This is a genomic window from Candidatus Rokuibacteriota bacterium (assembly GCA_016209385.1).
Taxonomy (GTDB): Bacteria; Methylomirabilota; Methylomirabilia; order Rokubacteriales; family CSP1-6; genus JACQWB01.
Genome location: JACQWB010000183.1, coordinates 1 through 19,584, shown reverse-complemented (window position 1 = coordinate 19,584; position 19,584 = coordinate 1). Strand labels below are relative to the sequence as shown.

At 69.5% G+C, this 19,584-nt stretch carries 18 protein-coding genes; 8 read left to right on the top strand and 10 right to left on the bottom strand.

Features of this window, described 5'->3' with window-relative positions; genetic code table 11:
* From HY726_12825 to HY726_12810, 4 genes are all read right to left on the bottom strand, one after another.
* Positions 1–311 (bottom strand): Ku protein (locus HY726_12825; GenBank protein MBI4609878.1); only part of this gene is annotated, 311 nt, incomplete at its 3' end.
* A 429-nt stretch (positions 312–740) separates the two neighbouring features.
* Complete coding sequence (locus tag HY726_12820; protein MBI4609877.1) at positions 741–1,721, bottom strand: alpha-ketoacid dehydrogenase subunit beta; 981 nt, start codon at positions 1,719–1,721, stop codon at positions 741–743.
* The gene (pdhA, locus tag HY726_12815) at positions 1,709–2,863 is read right to left on the bottom strand and encodes a pyruvate dehydrogenase (acetyl-transferring) E1 component subunit alpha (GenBank protein ID MBI4609876.1); all 1,155 of its coding nucleotides are present in this window, start codon (positions 2,861–2,863) and stop codon (positions 1,709–1,711) included. The genes HY726_12820 and pdhA overlap by 13 nt, the downstream gene beginning before the upstream one ends.
* Positions 2,864–3,040: 177 nt before the next feature.
* Complete coding sequence (locus tag HY726_12810) at positions 3,041–4,180, bottom strand: mandelate racemase/muconate lactonizing enzyme family protein (protein ID MBI4609875.1); 1,140 nt, start codon at positions 4,178–4,180, stop codon at positions 3,041–3,043.
* Positions 4,181–4,235: 55 nt separating this feature from the next.
* On the opposite strand from HY726_12810, the gene HY726_12805 reads away from it, so the two are divergent.
* Together HY726_12805 and ligD are read left to right on the top strand one after the other, a co-directional pair.
* Complete coding sequence (locus tag HY726_12805; protein MBI4609874.1) at positions 4,236–5,078, top strand: SDR family oxidoreductase; 843 nt, start codon at positions 4,236–4,238, stop codon at positions 5,076–5,078.
* The gene (gene ligD, locus HY726_12800; GenBank protein MBI4609873.1) at positions 5,050–7,593 is read left to right on the top strand and encodes a DNA ligase D; all 2,544 of its coding nucleotides are present in this window, start codon (positions 5,050–5,052) and stop codon (positions 7,591–7,593) included. Before HY726_12805 ends, ligD begins: the two co-directional genes overlap by 29 nt.
* A gap of 46 nt (positions 7,594–7,639) precedes the next feature.
* On the opposite strand, the gene HY726_12795 is transcribed toward ligD, so the two are convergent.
* The 5 genes from HY726_12795 to HY726_12775 are packed head-to-tail and all read right to left on the bottom strand — an operon-like array spanning position 7,640 to position 10,761.
* Positions 7,640–8,287, bottom strand: coding sequence for a DUF3179 domain-containing protein (locus HY726_12795; protein ID MBI4609872.1), 648 nt, complete (start codon positions 8,285–8,287; stop codon positions 7,640–7,642).
* Between the two features lie 21 nt (positions 8,288–8,308).
* On the bottom strand, positions 8,309–8,626 hold the full coding sequence (locus HY726_12790; protein ID MBI4609871.1) for a DUF3179 domain-containing protein: 318 nt from the start codon (positions 8,624–8,626) through the stop codon (positions 8,309–8,311).
* Positions 8,626–9,330, bottom strand: a complete 705-nt coding sequence (locus HY726_12785) for a DUF72 domain-containing protein (protein ID MBI4609870.1) — start codon at positions 9,328–9,330, stop codon at positions 8,626–8,628. The genes HY726_12790 and HY726_12785 overlap by 1 nt, the downstream gene beginning before the upstream one ends.
* 14 nt (positions 9,331–9,344) lie before the next feature.
* Positions 9,345–10,052: a hypothetical protein gene (locus HY726_12780; GenBank protein ID MBI4609869.1), complete on the bottom strand. Its 708-nt coding sequence runs from the start codon at positions 10,050–10,052 to the stop codon at positions 9,345–9,347.
* A gap of 7 nt (positions 10,053–10,059) precedes the next feature.
* Entirely contained in the window at positions 10,060–10,761 is a 702-nt protein-coding gene (locus HY726_12775; GenBank protein ID MBI4609868.1) for a PIG-L family deacetylase, read from the bottom strand.
* A gap of 122 nt (positions 10,762–10,883) precedes the next feature.
* Here HY726_12775 and HY726_12770 point away from each other — a divergent pair, with 122 nt between their 5' ends.
* The 6 genes from HY726_12770 to HY726_12745 all read left to right on the top strand — a co-directional run bounded on the left by HY726_12770 (position 10,884) and on the right by HY726_12745 (position 18,489).
* On the top strand, positions 10,884–11,645 hold the full coding sequence (locus HY726_12770; GenBank protein MBI4609867.1) for an IclR family transcriptional regulator: 762 nt from the start codon (positions 10,884–10,886) through the stop codon (positions 11,643–11,645).
* Positions 11,642–11,881, top strand: a complete 240-nt coding sequence (locus HY726_12765; GenBank protein MBI4609866.1) for a hypothetical protein — start codon at positions 11,642–11,644, stop codon at positions 11,879–11,881. The genes HY726_12770 and HY726_12765 overlap by 4 nt, the downstream gene beginning before the upstream one ends.
* Positions 11,878–13,350, top strand: a complete 1,473-nt coding sequence (locus HY726_12760) for a hypothetical protein (protein MBI4609865.1) — start codon at positions 11,878–11,880, stop codon at positions 13,348–13,350. The genes HY726_12765 and HY726_12760 overlap by 4 nt, the downstream gene beginning before the upstream one ends.
* 84 nt (positions 13,351–13,434) lie before the next feature.
* Complete coding sequence (locus HY726_12755; GenBank protein MBI4609864.1) at positions 13,435–14,832, top strand: AAA family ATPase; 1,398 nt, start codon at positions 13,435–13,437, stop codon at positions 14,830–14,832.
* A 1-nt stretch (position 14,833) separates the two neighbouring features.
* Positions 14,834–16,801: a VWA domain-containing protein gene (locus tag HY726_12750; GenBank protein ID MBI4609863.1), complete on the top strand. Its 1,968-nt coding sequence runs from the start codon at positions 14,834–14,836 to the stop codon at positions 16,799–16,801.
* A 5-nt stretch (positions 16,802–16,806) separates the two neighbouring features.
* A complete protein-coding gene (locus HY726_12745) occupies positions 16,807–18,489 on the top strand; it encodes a glutamine--tRNA ligase/YqeY domain fusion protein (GenBank protein MBI4609862.1) in 1,683 nt (560 codons plus the stop codon).
* A 42-nt stretch (positions 18,490–18,531) separates the two neighbouring features.
* Here HY726_12745 and HY726_12740 read toward each other — a convergent pair.
* Positions 18,532–19,584 (bottom strand): MFS transporter (locus HY726_12740; protein MBI4609861.1); only part of this gene is annotated, 1,053 nt, incomplete at its 5' end.

Below are 19,584 nucleotides of genomic sequence, written 5' to 3'. Positions count from 1 at the left end.
TCCACCCTGGGGAGCGGGACGAACTCGGCGATGTCGATGATCTTGGAGGCTTCGCCTTCCAGCGACTTCAGCTCCTCGTCGGTGACCCGCACGTACTGGTCCTTCGCGAACTCGTGGCCGCGCACCAGCCCGGTCCGATCCACCACCTCGTTGCACGTCGGGCAGACCTGTTGCTGCCGGATTCGGCTCCCGCACTTGGCGTGGAGCAGGTGGAAGGCCACGGCGCCAGACGCCGCCGCCGTGTAGAGCTTGATCGGGATCGAGACGAGACCGAACGAGATCGTGCCGGAGCCGATCGAATGCGGGGGCATGGCCTTACTCCTCCTGCTCGGCGAATCTTAGGGGCGGGTTGCACGATACCACGAAAACATCCGTCGCTCAAAAACTTTGGGAAGTTCTAGCGGTGTGTCGGCGTAACGCCCTTCGAGCGCGGGCTTCGCCCGCGCAACCGACTCGGGCCTCGCCTCGTGGCCGTTACTTACTCGGGCCTCGCCTCGCCGCTGGCGCAGGCGATGAAGCTGGCTGCGCCGAAGCGCCTCGGCTCGAACTGCCACGCCTGCGGCTCGTCGGCAGCCCCTCGGCTCGAACTGCCATTCCTGGGGGAGGCCTCGGAGGGGGCCCGGGTACCCACGCCGAAGGCGTGGGTGTCCCCCTCCGATTGTTCCTAGGGGTAGGGTGAAGAGAATGGGCAGGGGGCAGGGCCTGGTATGGGCCGCCACGCCGGAACGTCGAAGCTAATCTCAGAATGCCAGCGTTTCACGCGCGGCGGCAACCACCCGCGACACGTCCGGGACGTTCGCCTTCTCGCGGGCGAAGCCGACGAACGGCACGTCGTAGGCGGCCACGCGCCGGATCGGTGCCTCGAGGGACAGGAAGGCGCCCTCCATGATGCTCGCCGCGATCTCGGCGCCCGGGCCAAAGCTCTTCGGTGCCTCGTGGACGATGACCGCGCGTCCGGTCTTGCCGACCGACGCCGTGAGGGTCTCCCTATCCAGGGGCGAGATCGTGAGCAGATCGATCAGCTCCGTCGCGACGCCGTCTTCGTCATGCAGGAGCTGCGCGGCCTCCTGCGCGAGGCGAAGCATGGCGCCATAGGCAATGATCGTCAAGTCACTGCCCTCCCGCACGAGTCGAGCCCGGCCGATCGGCAGCGTTTCGATCTCGTCGGGCACATCCTCTCGACCCGCGTGGTAGAGCGCCTTCGCCTCGAAGAAGATCACGGGGTCCGGATCCCGGATCGCGCTGACGAGGAGCGCGCGGGCCGTGCGGGGTCCCGAGGGGATCACCATCTTCAGCCCCGGGATGTGGGCGTAGAACTGCTCCTCGCTCTCCGAGTGGTGCTCGATGGCGCGAACGCCGCCGCCGTACGGCATACGGACGACCATCTGGCAGTGAAAGCGTCCCTGGGAGCGCATGCGGTAGCGCGCCGCATGGTTCTCGATCTGATGGAAACACTGGAAAGCAAAGCCGGAGAACTGGATCTCGCACACCGGCTTGAGGCCGTAGAGCGCCATGCCGATCGAGGTGCCGATGATCGCGGCCTCCGCCAGCGGGCTGTCAATCACACGCTTTGCTCCGAACTTCCGGTGGAGATCCTCCGTCACGCGGAAGACGCCACCGTCCACGCCTACGTCCTCGCCGATGACGAGCACGTCCGCGTCCCGTTCCATCTCCTGGAGCAGGGCCAGGTTGAGCGCCTTGACCATGTTCAGCTTGGCCATCGGCTGGTCCGTCGCTGGCCGCGCAAGGGCGGCGATTCCAGCTGCTCGGTCTCGCCCCCCGCGGGCGGCTCGATCACGCGGCTTCGCACGCGCTGGACCATCTCCTCGCGCTGGGTCACGAGATGCGGCGGCAGCTCCGCGTACACGTGATCGAACATCGTGAGCGGATCGGCAACCGCCGCGGCTTCGAAGCGCTTGACGGCGGCAGCGATCTCGTCGTCGAGCTTCTCCTCGAGCCCCTCCTCCAGCAGGTTCCTCTTCTGCAAGTAGGCGCTGAAGCGCGTGAGCGGATCCTTCCGCACCCACTCTTTCACTTCCTCGTCCGAGCGGTACCTGGTCGGGTCGTCTGCGGTCGTGTGAACGCCGAGACGATACGTGACGCACTCGATGAGCGTCGGACCGTCGCCGGCGCGCGCCCGCTCGACGGCCTCGCGGCTTGCCGCGTAGACGGCGAGCACGTCGTTGCCGTCGACCTGGATTCCGGGGAAGCCGTAGGCCAGTGCCTTCTGGGCCAGCGTGCGGGAATGCGTCTGCTTCTTGAGCGGCACGGAGATTGCCCACTGGTTGTTCTGGCAGACGAAGACGATCGGCACATGCCAGACGCCCGCGAAGTTCAGCGCCTCATGGAAGTCGCCCTCGGAGGTCGCGCCGTCGCCGAAGTACGCCATCACGATCGCGTCATCCCCGCGATACTGGGCCGCGTACGCCAGTCCGACTGCGTGCGGGAGCTGTGTGGCAACGGGGACCGTGATCGGCAGGTCGTGGTGGTCGGGCGCCGGCTGACCGCCCTCGAGGTAACCGGCGAAGAAGAGGAGGATCTTCTCGATCGGCCAGCCGCGCCAGAGCATGGCCCCAGTCTCGCGGAAGGACGGCACCATCCAGTCGGTCGGGCGAAGGGTGAAGACGCTCCCCATCTGCGAGGCCTCCTGACCCTTGATCGGCGCGAAGGTGCCGATGCGTCCCTGGCGCTGGAGCCGCACCATCCGCTCGTCCAAGCGGCGCCCGAGCAGCATTGCCCGGTACAGCCGCTTCAGATCGTCAGGGGAGATCTGCGGCTCCAGGGTGGTGTCCAGGTTGCCGTCGCTGTCCAGGACGGACAGGTACTCGATGGTGAACCGGGGCTCGAGAGGCACCCTGGGCATGATCTCGCCGCGTCCTCCCCCCGAAATCTTCGAGACGAGTCGCACGATACCACGAAAGCCGCCTATGGTTCAAAGAGCCCAAGGAGATCGGCCGTCGCGATACCGCGCATCGGCGGACTTTGCAGCCGACCGAGGAGCCTTATTTATGTTGAGCTCACGGCATTGAGGCGCGCTTCATCAGACGTAACCGGGCCCCTCGATGACCGGGTGCCGGGCCAGGAAGTCCTCGTCCACCTCGACGCCGATCCCCGGGCCCTCGAGCGGGCTCACGCGCCCGTTGGCGTCCAGGGTACAGGGACTGCTGGTCAGCTGGTCGCGGAAGAGGTTCCCCTTCGAGACGTCGGCCTCGAAGTAGCCAGCATTGTCGATCGCCGCGAGGAAGTGGATGCTCGCGGCCATGTTGAGCCCGGTCATGGAGGTGTGGGGGTTGATCGGGAGCTTCCAGGCGGACGCGAGCGCGGCGATGCGGAGGGCCTCGGTGATGCCGCCGGTCTTGGAGAGATCGGGCTGGAGGATCCGGATGACGCCGTCCTCGATCAGGCGCGAGAACTCGAAGCGCGTGTAGTGGTTCTCCCCCGCCGCAAGAGGCACGCGGCCCAGCGAGGCCGCGATCCTGTAGCTCGCATAGTCATGGGCCGGGAACGGCTCTTCGAGCCAGCCGACGCCGTGGGCCTCCAGCCCGGGCATGACCTGGCGCGCGTCGCTCAGCGAGTAGCCCGTGTTGGCGTCCACCAGGATGACGAGCCCTTCCCCGAACGCCGTCCGAACGGCGCCCACGCGAGCCAGGTCGCGCTCGGGCGAGTCCCCGACGCGGAGCTTCACCGCCCGGTAGCCCGCGGCGACCAGCGCGCGCGCCTCCTCGGCGAGCGCCTCGGGCTCCTGGTAGCCGAGCGACACGCCCCCGGCGTACGCGGGGATCGGCCGCGACGCGCCACCGAGGAGCCGGTAGAGCGGCCAGCCCGTCACTTTCCCGCGGATGTCCCAGAGCGCCATGTCGATGCCGCTCATGGCGATCGCCGTGGCGGCGCCCATCCCGTGGCTCCCGAGCTGCATCTTGTAGATGCGCGACCACACCCCCACGACGTCCAGGGCGTCCATGCCCAGGACGAGCTGGCGGAGCGTCGTGTTCGCCAGGTGCGCGACGGCGCCGGGGGCGCGGCCGTGGTGGGACTCGCCGTAGCCGACGAGCCCGTCGTCCGTGGTAACCTTGACGACGACGGCGTCACGCTTGACGGCGCGCCCGATCCCCAGGGTCACGCTGGCGTCGGGTGGAACCGGGAAGGATGTCGGGTACGCCTTCACGTCGACGATTCGCATCGAAGCCATCCCTCGCGCTGGAACGCCCAGAGGAGTGTACGTCGAGGAGGCGGTGATGGCAAGGCTCAGCGGCAAGGTCGCGATGGTGACCGGGAGCGGAGGTGAGCATGGCTTCGGTCGGGCGATCGCCCGGCGGCTGGCCGCCGAGGGGGCCGACCTCGTCCTGACCGACATCGCGCCGACCGGCGTGCGGGCGGTGCCGACGAAGCCGGCGAGCGGCTGGGGCGGCCTCGACACGGTCGCCACCGAGGTCCGGGCGGCGGGGCGCCGTGCGGCGACCGCGCTCGTGGATGTCCGATCGGCCGGCCAGATCGAGGCCGCCGTCCAGCGCGCGCTCGAGACCCTCGGGCGCATCGACATCCTGGTCAACAACGCCGCCGCGCCGCCGGGCGCCGACCGCGTTCCGGTCGTGGAGCTGAACGAGGACGCGTGGGACGTCGTCCTGGACACGAACCTGAAGGGAAGCTACCTCTGTGCCAGAGCCGTCGCGCGCGCGATGCTCGGCCAGGGGATCCGCGGGCGGATCATCAACATCGCCTCGAACTGCGGCAAGCTCGGCTACGCCAACCTGGCCGCCTACTGTGCGTCCAAGTTCGGCCTGATCGGCTTCACGCAGGCCCTCGCCCTTGAACTGGCTCCTGCGGGTATCACGGTGAATGCCATCTCCCCGGGGCCGGCCGATACCGACCGCCTCGACTATCTCGGCCGGCGGGCGGACGGGAGCTTCGATCCGGTGCTCAGGGCCGAAGGGATCAAGCGGCGGGCGGAGGCCATCCCGCTCGGCCGCCTCGCGACGCCGGACGACGTGGCCGAGGTGGCGGCCTTCCTCGCCTCGGACGCCGCCGAGTACATCACCGGCCAGGCGATCAATGTCGCCGGCGGCTCCATCATGCACTGAGTTCGGCGTGAGAAACGCGCGCGTCTCGCAGCTCGACGCCTACCGGAAGAAGCGCGACCCGGAGCGGACGCCCGAGCCTTTCGGCGGCCGGCGCGCGGGCGACAGCCGTCTGTTCGTCGTCCAGAAGCACGCGGCCCGCCGCCTCCACTACGACCTGCGCCTCGAGATCGACAGGGTGCTCAAGAGCTGGGCCGTCCCGAAGGGCCCGTCGGTCCGTCCCGAGGAGAAGCGGCTCGCCGTGCACGTCGAGGACCATCCGGTCGAGTACGCGGACTTCGAGGGTCGCATCCCCGCCGACAACTATGGCGCCGGCCCCGTGATCGTCTGGGACCGGGGCCGCTACCGGCTCGTCAAGGACTCGGATCCGCTCGAGCAGCTCGCGAAGGGGAAGCTCGAGTTCGAGCTCTTCGGCGTCAAGCTCCGCGGCCGGTGGACCCTCGTGCGGATGAGCGGGAAGGAGAAGGAGTGGCTCCTCCTGAAAAAGGCGGACGCCTACGTGCAGGACGAGGAGCCGACCGAGCGCTATCCCGAGTCGGTGCTCTCCGGGCTGACGGTGGAGGAGCTGGGGGAGTCGCCGGCGAAGCTCAGCGCGCTGCGAAGGCGCCTTCAGGCTCTGAAGGTGCCGCGCGCAGACATCTCCCCGCGAGACCAGCCGCTCATGCTCGCCACCTCCGGTGATCGCCCGTTCTCGGGGAAGGAGTGGCTCTTCGAGATCAAGTACGACGGCGTTCGCGTCCTGGCCTTCCGGACGCGCGACGTCGTCGAGCTCTACGGCAGGAACGGCCAGGGCATCACGGCACGCTACCCGGAAGTCGCCCTCGCGCTCGGCATGCTCCCGCTCGACCGTTTCGTCCTCGACGGTGAGATCGTGGCCCTCGACGAGGGGGGGCGCCCGAGCTTCCAGCGCCTCCAGGCGCGGATGCAGCTGACGAACCCTCTGGAAGTCGAACGGGCGCGGGTCGTGGTTCCGGTCACCGGAATCTTCTTCGACTGTCTCTCGCTCGACGGCTGCGACCTCCGTCGCGTTCCGCTTGAGGAGCGCAAGGCGTGCCTGGCGCTCCTCCTCCCGGCCCGCGGCGTGATCCGCTACGGCGACCACATCCTCGAGCACGGCGAGGCCTTCTTTGAGGCAGCCTCCGAGCAGCAGCTCGAAGGGATCGTGGCGAAGAAGATCGGGAGCTCCTACGTCGGTGGCCGCTCGAGGGACTGGGTCAAGCTGAAGTGTCTCCGTCGCCAGGAGTTCGTCATCGGCGGCTATACCGATCCGCAGGGCTCGCGCGGATATTTCGGTGCCCTCCATCTCGGGCTCTACGAGGGGGACCGGCTGGTCTACGTCTCCAAGGTCGGCACCGGCTTCGATGACAGGACCCTCAGGATGGTCTGGGAGAAGCTCCGCGCTCTGGGCCGCGCGGCTTCTCCGTTCGACGCCGGGACGCCCGCCGGCACCGGCCACCACTGGGTGGAGCCCAGGCTCGTCTGCGAGGTCCGCTTCACCGAGTGGACTCAGGACGGCGGGATCCGCCATCCGGCCTTCCTCGGGCTCCGCGACGACAAGCGGCCCGAGGCGTGTCGCCGCGAGGTCCCGGCGGAGCTCGAGCCGCTTCCGGCCGCGCGCGGAGAAGCGCAGCCTCCCCGGGTCAGGATCACGAACCCGACGAAGGTCTTCTGGCCCGAGGAAGGCTACACCAAGGCGGACCTGATCGCCTACTACGACGCCGTCGCGCCCCATCTCCTCCCGTATCTCAGCGACCGCCCGCTCGTCCTCACCCGCTACCCTGACGGGATCGGGGGGAAGTCGTTCTTCCAGAAGGATGCTCCCGAGTTCGCTCCTGCCTGGGTGCGCACCGAGCGGATCTACTCCAAGGACGCCGAGCGTGAGATCGACTACTTCATCGTGAACGACGCGGAGACCCTCCGCTACGTGGCCAACCTGGGGACGATCCCCCTCCACCTCTGGGGCTCGCGCCTGGGCTCCCTCGACCGTCCCGACTGGCTCGTGCTCGACCTGGATCCCAAGGGCGCCCCGTTCACAGACGTCGTGAAGGTGGCACGGGCGCTCCACCGGATCCTGGATGAGCTCGAGCTGGCGAGCTATGTCAAGACCTCGGGGGCGACCGGGCTCCACATCCTGGTCCCGCTGGGCGCCCGCTACAGCTACGAGGAGGGGCGGACCTTCGCGCGGCTCCTGGCCCTCCTCGGCGTCCAGGCGGAGCCCGCCCTGGCGACGATCGCGCGGCCAGTCCGCGCGCGCGGCGGCAAGGTGTACGTCGACTTCGTCCAGAACGGCCACGGCCGGACCATTGTCGCGCCGTTCTCGGTGAGGCCGTTGCCGGGGGCGCCGGTCTCCTGTCCGCTCCGCTGGGAAGAGGTCACCGCGCGCCTCGACCCGCGGCGCTTCACGCTCAGGACGGCTCCGGCACGCTTTGAAAAGCTCGGCGACCCGCTCGTCCCGGTCCTCCAGGGCGCCATCGACATGACCGCCGCCCTGTCCCGGATTCACCGCAAGCTGGCCTGACGGTCCCCTCGGGCCGCCGCGCAAGCCGCCTGATCCCGCCCGGGGCTTACTCCGCGCGCCAGATCCTGCCCATGGGGTAGAGCTCCCGCCAGTTCGAGAGGTAGGCCTGCGTCGCCGGGACAGGCGGGAGCCGAGCCCCGGCCAGCGGGCCCGCGAGCGCTTCGCCCGTCACGGCGTTCCAGCGGGAGGCCGTCTCCCGATCCTGCATCCGCCAGAGCTCGCCCTCGCGCGCCAGGCGATGGAACGTGAGGACGCGGCCGTTGGCCTCGCGCCTGAAGGCGACGGCGGTGGCGGCCGGCTGGATGTACGCCACCAGGAGTGGCCGGCCGGCCACGCTGACGTGGGCGAGCGGGGCGCGCTTGAGGGCGGCGAACGGGAAGCCCACGGCCTCGCCGTCCAGGACGAGCCCCAGGACGTAGTCGCGCTCGAAGAGGTGCGGCGTCCGCCATGTCCATGCGGGCTTCTCCAGCACGACGGTATCCGGGTGGTTCGCGCGCCAGAGCCCCCACGTCGTGTGGACGGCCGGTAGCATCGTGAGCGTGAGCCCCTTCAGCGGTCCGGCGACGGCCTTCCCGGTGATGTGGCTCCAGAGACTCTTTGTCTCGCGGTCGAACATGATCAGCGAGCTCTTCCAGAGCATGCCGGACACGCCGAAGGTGAGCGGCTTCTCCCCGTGGAGCGGCCGGGCATACACGATGCCCGTCCAGCAGAGGGGTCACCAGGTCACCGCGACCGGCGTGTCGCCGAAGCGGTCGTTGACGATCTCGTGGGCGCTGAGGTGCCCGAGCGGGTAGGCCCGTGCCACACCCGCCAGGCGGACGCCCAGGACGTGCTCGTCCCGCGCCATCTGGCGCTCGGCGGCGGCCCCTGCCGCGAACTTCGGCTCGTCGATCGCGCGGATGACGTCGGGAGCCAGCGCTACGTACACCGGGGTTCCGTCGATGGGCTCGGGCACCGACAGCAGCGTCAACCTCTGGGCTGAGGCCGGCACGGCCTCGAGGAGGATGACCAGAGCGACGACGAGAGGGCGCATCAGCCGGTCAGGAGTGTCTGGAGCTGCCGGGCCAGGGCCGGGCCGATCCCCGACTCCTCGTGCTTGAAGTAGATGAACGCGTCGCGCCACCCTGCGCCGAGCGTCGTCACGGTCTGGCTCCACCGCGTGAGGTCGTCCTGGGTGTAGCCGGCGTCCCGGAGCCTGAAGTACCCGAAGTCGGCGGTCGCCACGAGCGGCGTGGTGCCCTTCTCCGTGTCGGCGATGCAGAGGGCCGCGTTCCGGGTGCGGAGGAGCGCGTACACGTCGTCGGCGAACCAGGAGTCGTGGCGGAACTCGAAGGCGCACCGGAGGCCCGGGGGGAGGAGCACGAGCAGGTCGCCGAGCCTGCCGACGTCCTTCTTCAGATTCGGCGGCAGCTGGAAGAGGAGGGGACCGAGCTTCGTCCCGAGCGTGCGGGCGGTGTCGCAGAAGTAGCGGACCGGCTCATCCACGTCCTTGAGCCGCGCGTCGTGGGTGATCCGCTTCGGCGCCTTCAGGACGAAGGTGAAGTCGTCGGGGGTCGCCGCGGCCCAGCCCGCCAGCATCTTCGCGTTCGGCATCCGGTAGAAGGTGACGTTGATCTCGACCGTGGAGAAGCGCTCGGCGTAGTAGCCGAGCATCTTCGCCGTGGAGAGGTCGGCGGGATAGAAGGTGCCCTTCCACTCGGGATAGTTGTAGCCGGAGGTCCCGACGCGGGCGTTCACGGGAGCCTGTGCGGTCACGCCGTTTCGGGATGAGCCAACCGGGAGCGGCGCACGCCGAAGTACATGGGAAACAGCGCCCGGTGGCGCACGTCGTTGAAGCTGATCGAGATCACATGCCGCTGGCCCCAGAACGCATTCTCGATCCAGCTCGCTTTTCTCGGCGTGACGAGCCCGGTGCTCGTCAGGCGGAGATCAATGAGCCAGGCGCGGTTGACCATCTGGGGCGTCCATGGGATCCGGACGTAGGTCGCCGGTGAGGTCAGGCCGAGCGGCCCGCTTTGCCTGACGAAGGTGACAAAGGGCGCGCCGCCCGTCACGCGCTCGGGGGGCGCTTCGGTGTCCATCTGATACAGGCTCTGCGCGAACAGCGGCAGCCGGCCGTCGGAGATGACGGTGAACCCCCGCGCCTCGACGTAGCGGGCGAGTGCGGGCTCGGGGTCACCGTCGCTCGCGTCAGGGTTGACCGCCCCCGGCCACAGGAAATAGAGATCCTGCTCGAACTCGATGGCGTTGCGCGCGGGCGGGATGACGAGGCTCCACAGCACGTCCAGCGTCACGGGGCCGAGCTCCGGGACGACGCTGGCGCGGACCATAAGGGGGCCGATCATGAACTCGGGGTGCGGGCGGGAGGCGAGAAAGAGCTGCGCGTGTGTCGGCCCTGGCGCGGCGCCGAGGAGGAGCGCGGCGAGCAGCCCGACGAGAAGCGGGGACCGGACGCGCACGGCTGCCTCAGCTCGGGATCCCGATTCGATGGAAGGCCTCGGCGTAGGCGTAGCCCTTCGGCTTTCCGAGCTTGGCTGCCCGCTCGCGCACCCACGCCTCCACCCGCGCGAAGTCGCGCATCTGGCTCGTGTGGCAGGCGAGGGCCTTGAGCTTGAGCTCGATCGTGTCGGAGATGTCCACCACCACGTCGGGGTTTTCGACGCCGACCAGGTATACCTCGTGCACCTTGTGGGGCTCGAGCCCCTGCGCCAGGAGCTCGGGGAACGAGAGGTGATCCCGGGCCAGCGGATAGACGCAGTCGAGCACGGCGTCGCCGGCCGTGCGGTGGTCGCGGTGGGAGACGTAGAGGTTGGCCGTCCGCTGGGGATTCTGGGCGACGACAAGGTCCGGACGGAAGCGCCGGATCTCGGCCGTCACCGCGCGGCGCACCTCCCGCGTGTTCTCCAGCTCGCCGTCGGGGAAGCCGAGGAACTCGACGCGCTCCACCCCGAGGGTCCGTGCCGCGTTGCGCTGCTCTTCGATGCGAATCCTGACCAGGCGCTCGGAGGTCATGCCCCGGTCCGACGAGCCCTTGTCGCCGTTGGTAAGAACGACGTAGCCGACCTCGCGCCCCTCCTTCACCCACTTGGCTACCGTGGCCGCGCAGCCGAACTCGGCGTCGTCCGGGTGGGCAACGATGACCAGCACCCGCTTGCTCGTATCAGTCATCCGCTCCTCCTTGTAGAGTCCCAAGTTTTCCAGTAAATTCGGAGCTAGTCAAGCGAGGCGACCCCTTGCAGGGAGGGAGGCGCGGTCTTATAATAGGTTACTCGCCGAGCCCGGGTCGTGAGATGTCTATGGCGAAAAAGGCCAAATCTGATTACCTCATCCAGTCCGTGAGCCGCGCCCTCGATCTCCTCGAGGCCTTCACCACGAAGGAGGGAGACCTGGGCGTCACCGAGCTGGCCCGCAAGCTGAAGCTCCACAAGAACAACGTCTTCCGCCTGCTCGCGACGCTCGAGACCCGCGGGTACGTGGAGCAGGACAGGGCGACGGAGCGGTACCGCCTCGCGCCCAAAGTGTATGAGGTGGCCGCCGTGTACCTCCAGCACCTGGATGTCCGGCGTCAGGCTCGGGTCTTCCTCGAAGCCCTGGCGCTCAAGTGCCACGAGACCGTCTGCCTCGGGCTGCTCGACCGCACCTTCGCCGTCTACGTGGACATGGTGGAAAGCGAGCAGCCGGTGCGCGTTGCTCCGCGCCTCGGGCGGCGGTTCCCCGCCGTGGCCGCTGCTGCGGGAAAGGTGCTCCTGGCCGCGCTGCCCCGGGAGCAGCAGATGCTCCTCCTCGGGCCCGAGGCCGCGCCGGCTCTCCTCGAGAAGCTCGAGCGCGTGAACGCTGCAGGGTACGCGGTGGACGACGAGGAGTGCGAGGTCGGTGTCAGATCGGTGGCCGCACCGATCCACGATCCGGCCAACCGCGCGCTCGGCGCGATCGAGGTGAGCGCTCCCGCGATGCGGCTCTCCCTCGAGCAGATCGATGCCGAGATCGCGCCCCTGGTCCTCTCCACGGCTCGGGAAGTCGAGGCACGGCTCGGAGCCAAGCCCGCGACGTGATCCCCCGCTCCCCCAGCCCGACTTCCGGGACGCCTGACCTCAGGCGCCGGCTGGGGGTCGGTGCCCTGATCGGCCTCCTGGTTCTGTTCCTTCTCCTCCTCCTTCTTCCGTTGAGCCCGGGTGCCGTGCGCCTGGCGGGCCTGAGCCTCTTCTGGTGGTACGGCGGCGTGGTGGGCCCGCTCCTCGCCGTCCTGGTCGCCTCGGCCTGTCTCGAGCGCTCCCTGAACTCCCCGTGACCGGCCTGCGGGCGGCGGCGGCGAGATTTTCGCTCTGGATCACTCCGGCGCTCCTCTTTTCACTCCCCGTGGAGCTCCTGACGCGGGGGAGCGAGGGGCTATGGGCCGCGCTCCTCGTGGTGGTGGCCCCGCTGCTCGGCTTTCTCGTGACCACGACGCGCAGCGACGCGCCCCCGCATCCGGCGTTCGCGTATCCGCTCCTGCTGCTCGGCGCCGCTCTCCTCTGGGCCAACCTGCTCCTCGCCGGCGACGTCGCGCGCTGGCTCGGCTTCTCGCGCGCGATCGGGATCCTCGTCGCCAGCGCGTCAGCGGTCGTCCTGACGGCCTCCGACGCAGGACGCCGGCGGGGGCTCGCCCTCGCAGCCGCGGCCCTGCTCGCCGTGTTCCTCCCGCTCGGCGTCGTCAGTGCGCGGGCAGGTCGCCTCCCGCTCGAGGCCTGGAGTCATGCGGCGTCGCTGCCGGCCTTCAGGTTCTCGGCTACGAGCCCCTGGGTCACCGAGGGTCGCCCCGTCGTCCTCAGCCCGGGGACCGACGCGCTGGTCTTCGAGGACGAGCACCGGGTCACGAGTGTTGACGCTGGCCCGCTCCGGATCCTCGTCAACGACGCCGGGCGCGCCCGGGTGCAGGAGTGGAAGCTCGCGGCGAACCAGTCCGTCACGCTGAGGCCAGGAGATGGACTTCTCATCGAGCCGGGCCAGCGGCTCCGCTTCGAGGCCAACAAGCGCATCCCGGGGGCTCCGGCGTCGGGGGTGAGCTGGGCCGATCCGCCGCGGCTGTCCCCCGGACCCGAGCTCCTCTCGGTCGTGGGCCTCGGGCTGACGATGATAGGGGGTGCCGCCGCGCTGCTGAGTTCCGGGGGGGTGGGCCCGATCTCTCGCGCGACAGCCGTTCTCGCGGGGATCGGATACCTCCTCGTGCTCGCCTGGGCCCAGGGGTGGGCGACGTACACGCTCACGCTCGCTCCCGATCTCTTCCTGGGCGGTGTGACCGCCGAGAAGCTCGTGGAGCTCCCCGCGCTGGCATTCGCCGGCGACCTCTGGGGGCGCGGCCTCGACGGCGTTCTGCTCCTCGGCGGATTCCTCGCCCTCCTCGCGAGCGTCACGGCGCTCCGGGATCTCCTGGCCCGCGGTGGAGTCGGAGGCGATTGGGGGCTGTGGGGAGGGATCTTGGCGGCGGCGCTGCTGGCGGCCCTCTGGCCTGAGGATCCCTGGCGCGGGCTCCTGATCGCCTTTGGCCTCGGCGCCTCGACGCTCGCGCCCGTCATCTGGGCCGGGAGTTCGCCTGAGCCGCCATGGGCGATCGGCCTGGCCCTCGGCGCAGGGGTTTTCATCTTTCTGGCCCTCACGGTCGCCGGGGAGCTTCTCGCCGTCGAGGGCACCTGGGGCCGGATCATTCTCAGCTACCCCGCGCTGGCGGCGGCTCCGGCGACGGCGGTTATCCTGAGGCTCGGCGGGCGGGTCGCCGGCTGACCCGGGAGTTGTCATCCCCCCGGACGTTGCGGACTTCCCGTATAATGGCGGTATTCGTGGCTTTGCGGGCCGCGGGTGAGAACGATGGGCGAGACGCAGGTGCGCACGGTCGGAGAGCTGAGGCGGAGCGGCTACCGCGCGCGGTCGGTCAAGCAGGAGCTGCGCGAGAACCTGATCGCTCGGCTCCGGCGGAGCGAGCCGCTCTTCCCCGGCATCGTCGGCTACGACGAGAGTGTCGTGCCGCAGGTCGAGAACGCCATCCTGAGCGGCCAGGACATCGTCTTCCTGGGTGAGCGGGGCCAGGCCAAGACGCGCATGGCGCGCCTCCTCGTCGGCCTGCTGGACGAGGCGATGCCGGCGGTGGCCGGATGCGAAATCAACGACGACCCCTTCGCGCCCATCTGCGCGGCGTGCCGGGCGCGCCTCGCTGAGCAGGGCGACGCGGCCGGGCTCGTCTGGCTGCCGCGCGACCGCCGCTACGGTGAGAAGCTGGCGACCCCCGATATCACGATCGCGGACCTCATCGGCGAGGTGGACCCGATCAAGGTCGCCGAGGGGCGCTACCTCGCCGACGAGCTGACCATCCACTACGGCCTCCTGCCGCGGACGAACCGCGGCATCTTCGTCATCAACGAGCTGCCCGACCTCGCGGAGCGGATCCAGGTGGGCCTCCTCAACGTCATGGAGGAGCGCGACGTCCAGATCCGCGGCTACAAGGTCCGCCTGCCGCTGGACCTCTTCGTGGTGGCGAGCGCCAACCCCGAGGACTACACCAACCGCGGCCGCATCATCACCCCGCTCAAGGATCGGTTCGGCTCCCAGATCCGCACCCACTACCCGAAGCGGCTCGGCGACGAGATCGCGATCATGGAGGCCGAGCGCACCGCCTTCCCGACGGACGGCTTCCAGACCGTCACTCCCAAGTACATGAAGGAGGTGCTGGCGGAGCTGACGCACCTGGCGCGGCGGGCCCCCGAGATCAGCCAGCGTTCCGGCGTCTCGGTGCGGGTGAGCATCTGCAACTGGGAGAACCTGCTCTCCAACGCTCTCAAGCGCGCGATTCGGCTCGGTGAGCACGAAGCCGCCCCGCGGGTGAGCGATCTCGGCGCCGTCGTCGCCTCCACCAGCGGCAAGATCGAGCTGGAGACTGTGGGCGAGGCCACCGAGGAGAAACTGCTCGGCAAGCTGGTCCAGCGCGCCGTGCTCAACGTCTTCAACCGCTGCTTCGGCTCGGGGGAGCTGGACGAAGTTGTCGCCGCGTTCAAGGAGGGGCTCGCGATCACCGTGTCGGACGGCATGCCGTCGAGCGAGTACGTCCGTCAGATCGCCGAGCTCCGCCCGCTCCAGGCGGCCGTGAGGAAGCTCGGCGCCACCGATCCGGCCGGCACCGCTGCCGCCCTCGAGTTCGTCCTCGAGGGGTTGCACCTGAGCCGCCGGCTCAACAAGGACATCCAGGCCGGCCACTCCCGTTACCGGGGCTGACATGGCGAGGCTGATCCGCTACTCGCGCTGGGACGGCAGCCAGCACCTCCTGGACCTGGATGCCGACGACCTGCTGGCGGCGATGGCCGACGACCTGATGTCGGACGGCAATCTCTGGCGGGCGCTGCAGCGCCTGTTCCAGCAGGGCGTGCGCATCCCCGGCGGCCAGAGCGTGCCGGGGCTTCAGGATCTCCTTAAGCGGCTCAAGCAGCGCCGCCAGCAAGAGCTGGATCGCTACGACCTCGGCTCGGCGCTCGAGGACATCACGAAGAAGCTGGACCAGGTCATCCGCACCGAGCGCGAGGGGATCAGGCGCGAGCTCGGCGAGGGGCCTGCCGGCGCTCAGAGGCAAGCGACGCTGGACCAGCTCCCCCCCGATCCCGCCGGGCGGATCCGCGAGCTGCAGCACTACGACTTCGTGGACGCCGAGGCGCGCCGCCTGTTCGAGGAGCTCTTGCAGTCGCTTCGCCAGCAGATGCTCAAGCCGTTGCTCCAGGGGATGCAGCAGGCGCTCCAGAACCTGACGCCCAAGGACCTCCAGCGGGTCAGGGAGATGCTCCAGGACCTGAACCGGATGCTCCGCGAGAAGGCGGAAGGGCACGAGCCAGACTTCGAGGCCTTCCGCCAGAAGTGGGGCGACTACTTCCCGGGGGTGGAGAGCCTCGACCAGCTCCTCGAGCAGTTGAGCCAGCAGATGGCGCAGATGCAGTCGCTCCTCGAGAGCATGTCTCCCGAGCAGCGCGCGCAACTCGAGGAGCTGATGCGCTCCCTCTTCCTCAAGGATGAGAGGCTCGAAGCCTCCCTGGCCCAGCTCGCGATGCATCTCGAAGAGCTGGGCCTGCTCGACGAGCTGAGGGGCCGCTACGAGTTCAGCGGGGAGGACCAGCTCACGCTGGAGCAGGCGATGAAGCTGATGGAGGAGCTCCAGCAGATGGACGAGCTGGAGCGTGAGTTACGAGGCGCGCGGGGTCCTGACGACCTCAGGAAGATCGACCCGGCCGAAGTCGAGCGGCTGCTCGGCCCCGAGGCCGTCCGGGAGCTCGAGCATCTCCGCGAGCTGGCGAAGAAGCTGGAGGAAGCGGGCTACCTGGAGCGGCACGGCACCCGGCTGGAGCTGACCGCCCGGGCCATCCGCAAGATCGCTGAGAAGGCGCTCCGTGACGTCTTCACCCATCTGAAGCGCGATCGCTTCGGCCGCCATGCTGTCGAGCGCCGCGGCGCCGGCGGCGACCAGGCCGACGAGAGCAAGCCCTACGAGTTCGGCGATCCGTTCCTTCTCGACCTCAAAGAGACGCTCATGAATTCGGTCCACCGCCGGGGGCCCGGCACCCCGGTACGGCTCTCGCCTGACGACTTCGAGGTCTTCCGCACCGAGCTCTCGACACAGGCTGCCACGGTGGTGATGCTGGACATGAGCCGCTCGATGCTCAACAGCGGCCTGTTCCTCCCGGCCAAGAAGGTGGCACTCGCTCTGAGCGCGCTGATCCGCGGCCAGTTCCCGCGCGACCGCCTCTACATCGTCGGCTTCTCCCTCTACGCCCGCGAGTTCAGCGTCGAGCAGCTCCCCGGCCTCGCGTGGAGCGACTGGAACGTCGGGACCAACATGCACGCAGGCTTCCTCCTCTCGCGCCAGCTCCTCGCCCGTGCGCGGGGCGGGAACCGTCAGATCATCATGGTCACCGACGGCGAACCCACCGCGCACCTGGAGCACGGCGAGGCGGAGTTCGCGTATCCGCCCACGCGCCGCACGCTCGTCGAGACCCTGAAGGAAGCGCGGCGCTGTACGCGCGAGGGGATCACCATCAACACCTTCATGCTCGACCGGAGCCCGGCGCTGATGGCCTTCGTCGAGGAGCTGACCCGGGTCAACCGCGGCCGCGCCTTCTTCACCGCCCCGGAGCGGCTCGGCGAGTACGTCCTGGTGGACTACGTCCGCGCCAAGCGCAGGGCGGTCTCGTCGGGCAGGTGACCCTTATGAGCGAACCCCCGAAGGCCACCAACTTCATCCGCCAGATCGTCGCCGAGGACATGCGGACCGGGAAGTGGGGCGGCCGTGTCTTCACGCGCTTTCCCCCGGAGCCGAACGGCTACCTGCACATCGGCCACGCCAAGTCCATCTGCCTGAACTTCGGCCTGGCCCGCGAGTTCGGTGGGCGTTGTCACCTCCGCTTCGACGACACCAACCCGACCAAGGAGAGCCAGGAGTATGTGGACGCGATCATGGGAGACGTCCGCTGGCTCGGCTTCGACTGGGGCCCGCACCTCTACTACGCGGCCGACTACTTCGAGCAGCTCTACGAGTGGGCCGTCCAGCTCATCAAGGCCGGCAAGGCCTACGTGGACGACCTCTCCGCGGAGGAAATGCGCGAGGCCCGCGGTACGCTCACTCAGCCGGGTAGCGAGAGCCCGTGGCGCAACCGATCGGTCAAAGAGAACCTCGACCTCTTCGCCCGCATGCGCGCCGGCGAGTTCGAGGACGGCACCAAGACCCTGCGCGCCAGGATCGACATGGCGTCGGGGAACCTGAACCTGCGCGACCCCGTCATGTACCGGATCCGCAAGACCTCGCACCAGCGGACCGGCGACGCCTGGTGCATCTACCCGATGTACGACTGGGCCCACGGCCAGTGCGACTCCATCGAGCGGATCACGCACTCGATCTGCACGCTCGAGTACGCCGACCACCGGCCGCTCTACGACTGGTTCCTCGACCAGCTCGGCATCTACCACCCCCAGCAGATCGAGTTCGCGCGGCTGAATCTCACCCACGTGATCATGAGCAAGCGGAAGCTCCTCGCGCTCGTCGAGGGGGGCCACGTCCGGGGGTGGGACGACCCGCGGATGCCGACGATCGCGGGGCTCCGCCGGCGGGGCTACACGCCGGAGGCGATCCGCGACTTCTCCGAGCGGATCGGCGTCGCGAAGACGGACAACGTCGTGGAGATCGCCCTCCTCGAGCACTGCCTCCGGGAGGACCTGAACCGGCGCGCGCCGCGCCGGATGGCCGTCCTGCGCCCGCTCCGGCTCGTCCTCGAGAACTACCCCGAGGGTCGGGTGGAGGAGATGGACGCGGTCAACAACCCCGAGGACCCCGGCATGGGGACCCGGCGCGTCCCGTTCTCGCGCGTCCTCTGGATCGAGCGGGACGACTTCCGTGAGAGCCCGCCGCCGAAGTACTTCCGGCTGTTTCCGGGGAGCGAGGTCCGTCTCCGCTACGCGTACATCGTCAAGTGCGTGGGCGTCGTCAAGGACGACCGCACGGGGGAGGTCGTCGAGGTGCGCTGCACCTACGATCCGGCAACGCGCGGCGGGGACGCGCCGGGGCGCCGGGTGAAGGGGACGATCCACTGGGTCTCGGCCGCCCACGCGGTGCCGGCCGAAGTGCGCCTCTACGAGCACCTCTTCACCAAGCCCGACCCCGAGGACGAGGCCGAGGGCACGGAGTGGACGGCGAGCCTCAACCCGAAGTCGCTCGAGGTGCTCCCCGAGTGCCGGGTGGAGCCGAGCCTCGCGGGCGCCGCGCCGGGCAGCCGCTACCAGTTCGAGCGGCTCGGCTACTTCTGCGCCGATCCCGTGGATTCGACGCCGGGGCGGCTCGTCTTCAACCGGACCGTGACGCTGCGGGACTCCTGGGCCAAGCTCGAGAAGCCCTCCTGATCCCCTTCCCCGCCGGGGGAGCGGGCAGGGTGAGGGGGCCCCTCAGCCCGCGCCTGCTTGTTCCGCGGCGGCCCGGCGTCGCCACCAGGCGGCGATCAGCGCGAGCGCCGCGAGCCCAGCGAGGCCGTTCACGAGGAAGGACCGGGACACCCCCCACCGCTCCGAGATCGCGCCGACCATGAACGCCCCGATCGGGAACACCCCGCCGTGGACCAGGACGTAGAGGCTCATCACGCGGCCGCGCAGGCCGTCGGGAGCCCCGAGCTGGAGCGCCGTGTTGCAGCCCGCCAGGACGACGGTGCCGAAGAAGCCGGTGACGACGAGCACGGCCGCCGCCACCCAGAACCGCCCGGCGGCCGCGAGGCCGAGAAGCCCGGCGCACGCGACCGCGGTGGCGGCGAAGAGCACGGCGAGCGGCGGGTGGCGCGACCCGGTCGTGCCGATGGCCAGCGCGCCGACCACGGCGCCGACACCGAGGGCCGTCATGAGGAAGCCGAACCCCTCCGCCCCGAGCCCCAGTGAATCGCGGGCGAGGAGCGGGACGTAGACCGTGAAGTTGAAGACACAGAAGCTCACCACGAGCAGTATCCCGAGGACGAGGCGGATCCGGGGCGTGCGGATCGCGTACCGGAGCCCCTCGCGAATCTCCTCCAGGATCGTGGCGCCGCCGCGTCGGGTCGGGAGGGCGGGCTCGGTCAGAACGGCGAGCGCGGCGATGGCGCCGAGGAACCCGAGGCCGTTCAGGACGAAGGCGGGCGTGACGCCGAACCGGGCGATCAGGAGTCCGGCAATCGCCGGGCCGACGATCCGCGCCGTGTTGAAGGACGCGGAGTTCAGCGCGACCGCATTGATGACGTCGGCCTTGCCCACGAGCTCTATGACGAGCGACTGGCGCACCGGCCCGTCAAGGACATTGGCGAGACCGGCCAGGAGCGCGAACAGCGCGACGTGCCAGTAGGCCACCCGCCCCGTCGCGGCGAGCGCTGCCAGGACGAGCGCCTGGAACGCGAACGCGGCCTGCGTCGCGATCAGGAGCCGGCGCTTCGGCGCGCGGTCGGCCACGGCGCCGGCGACGACGGCGAGGAGCAGGACCGG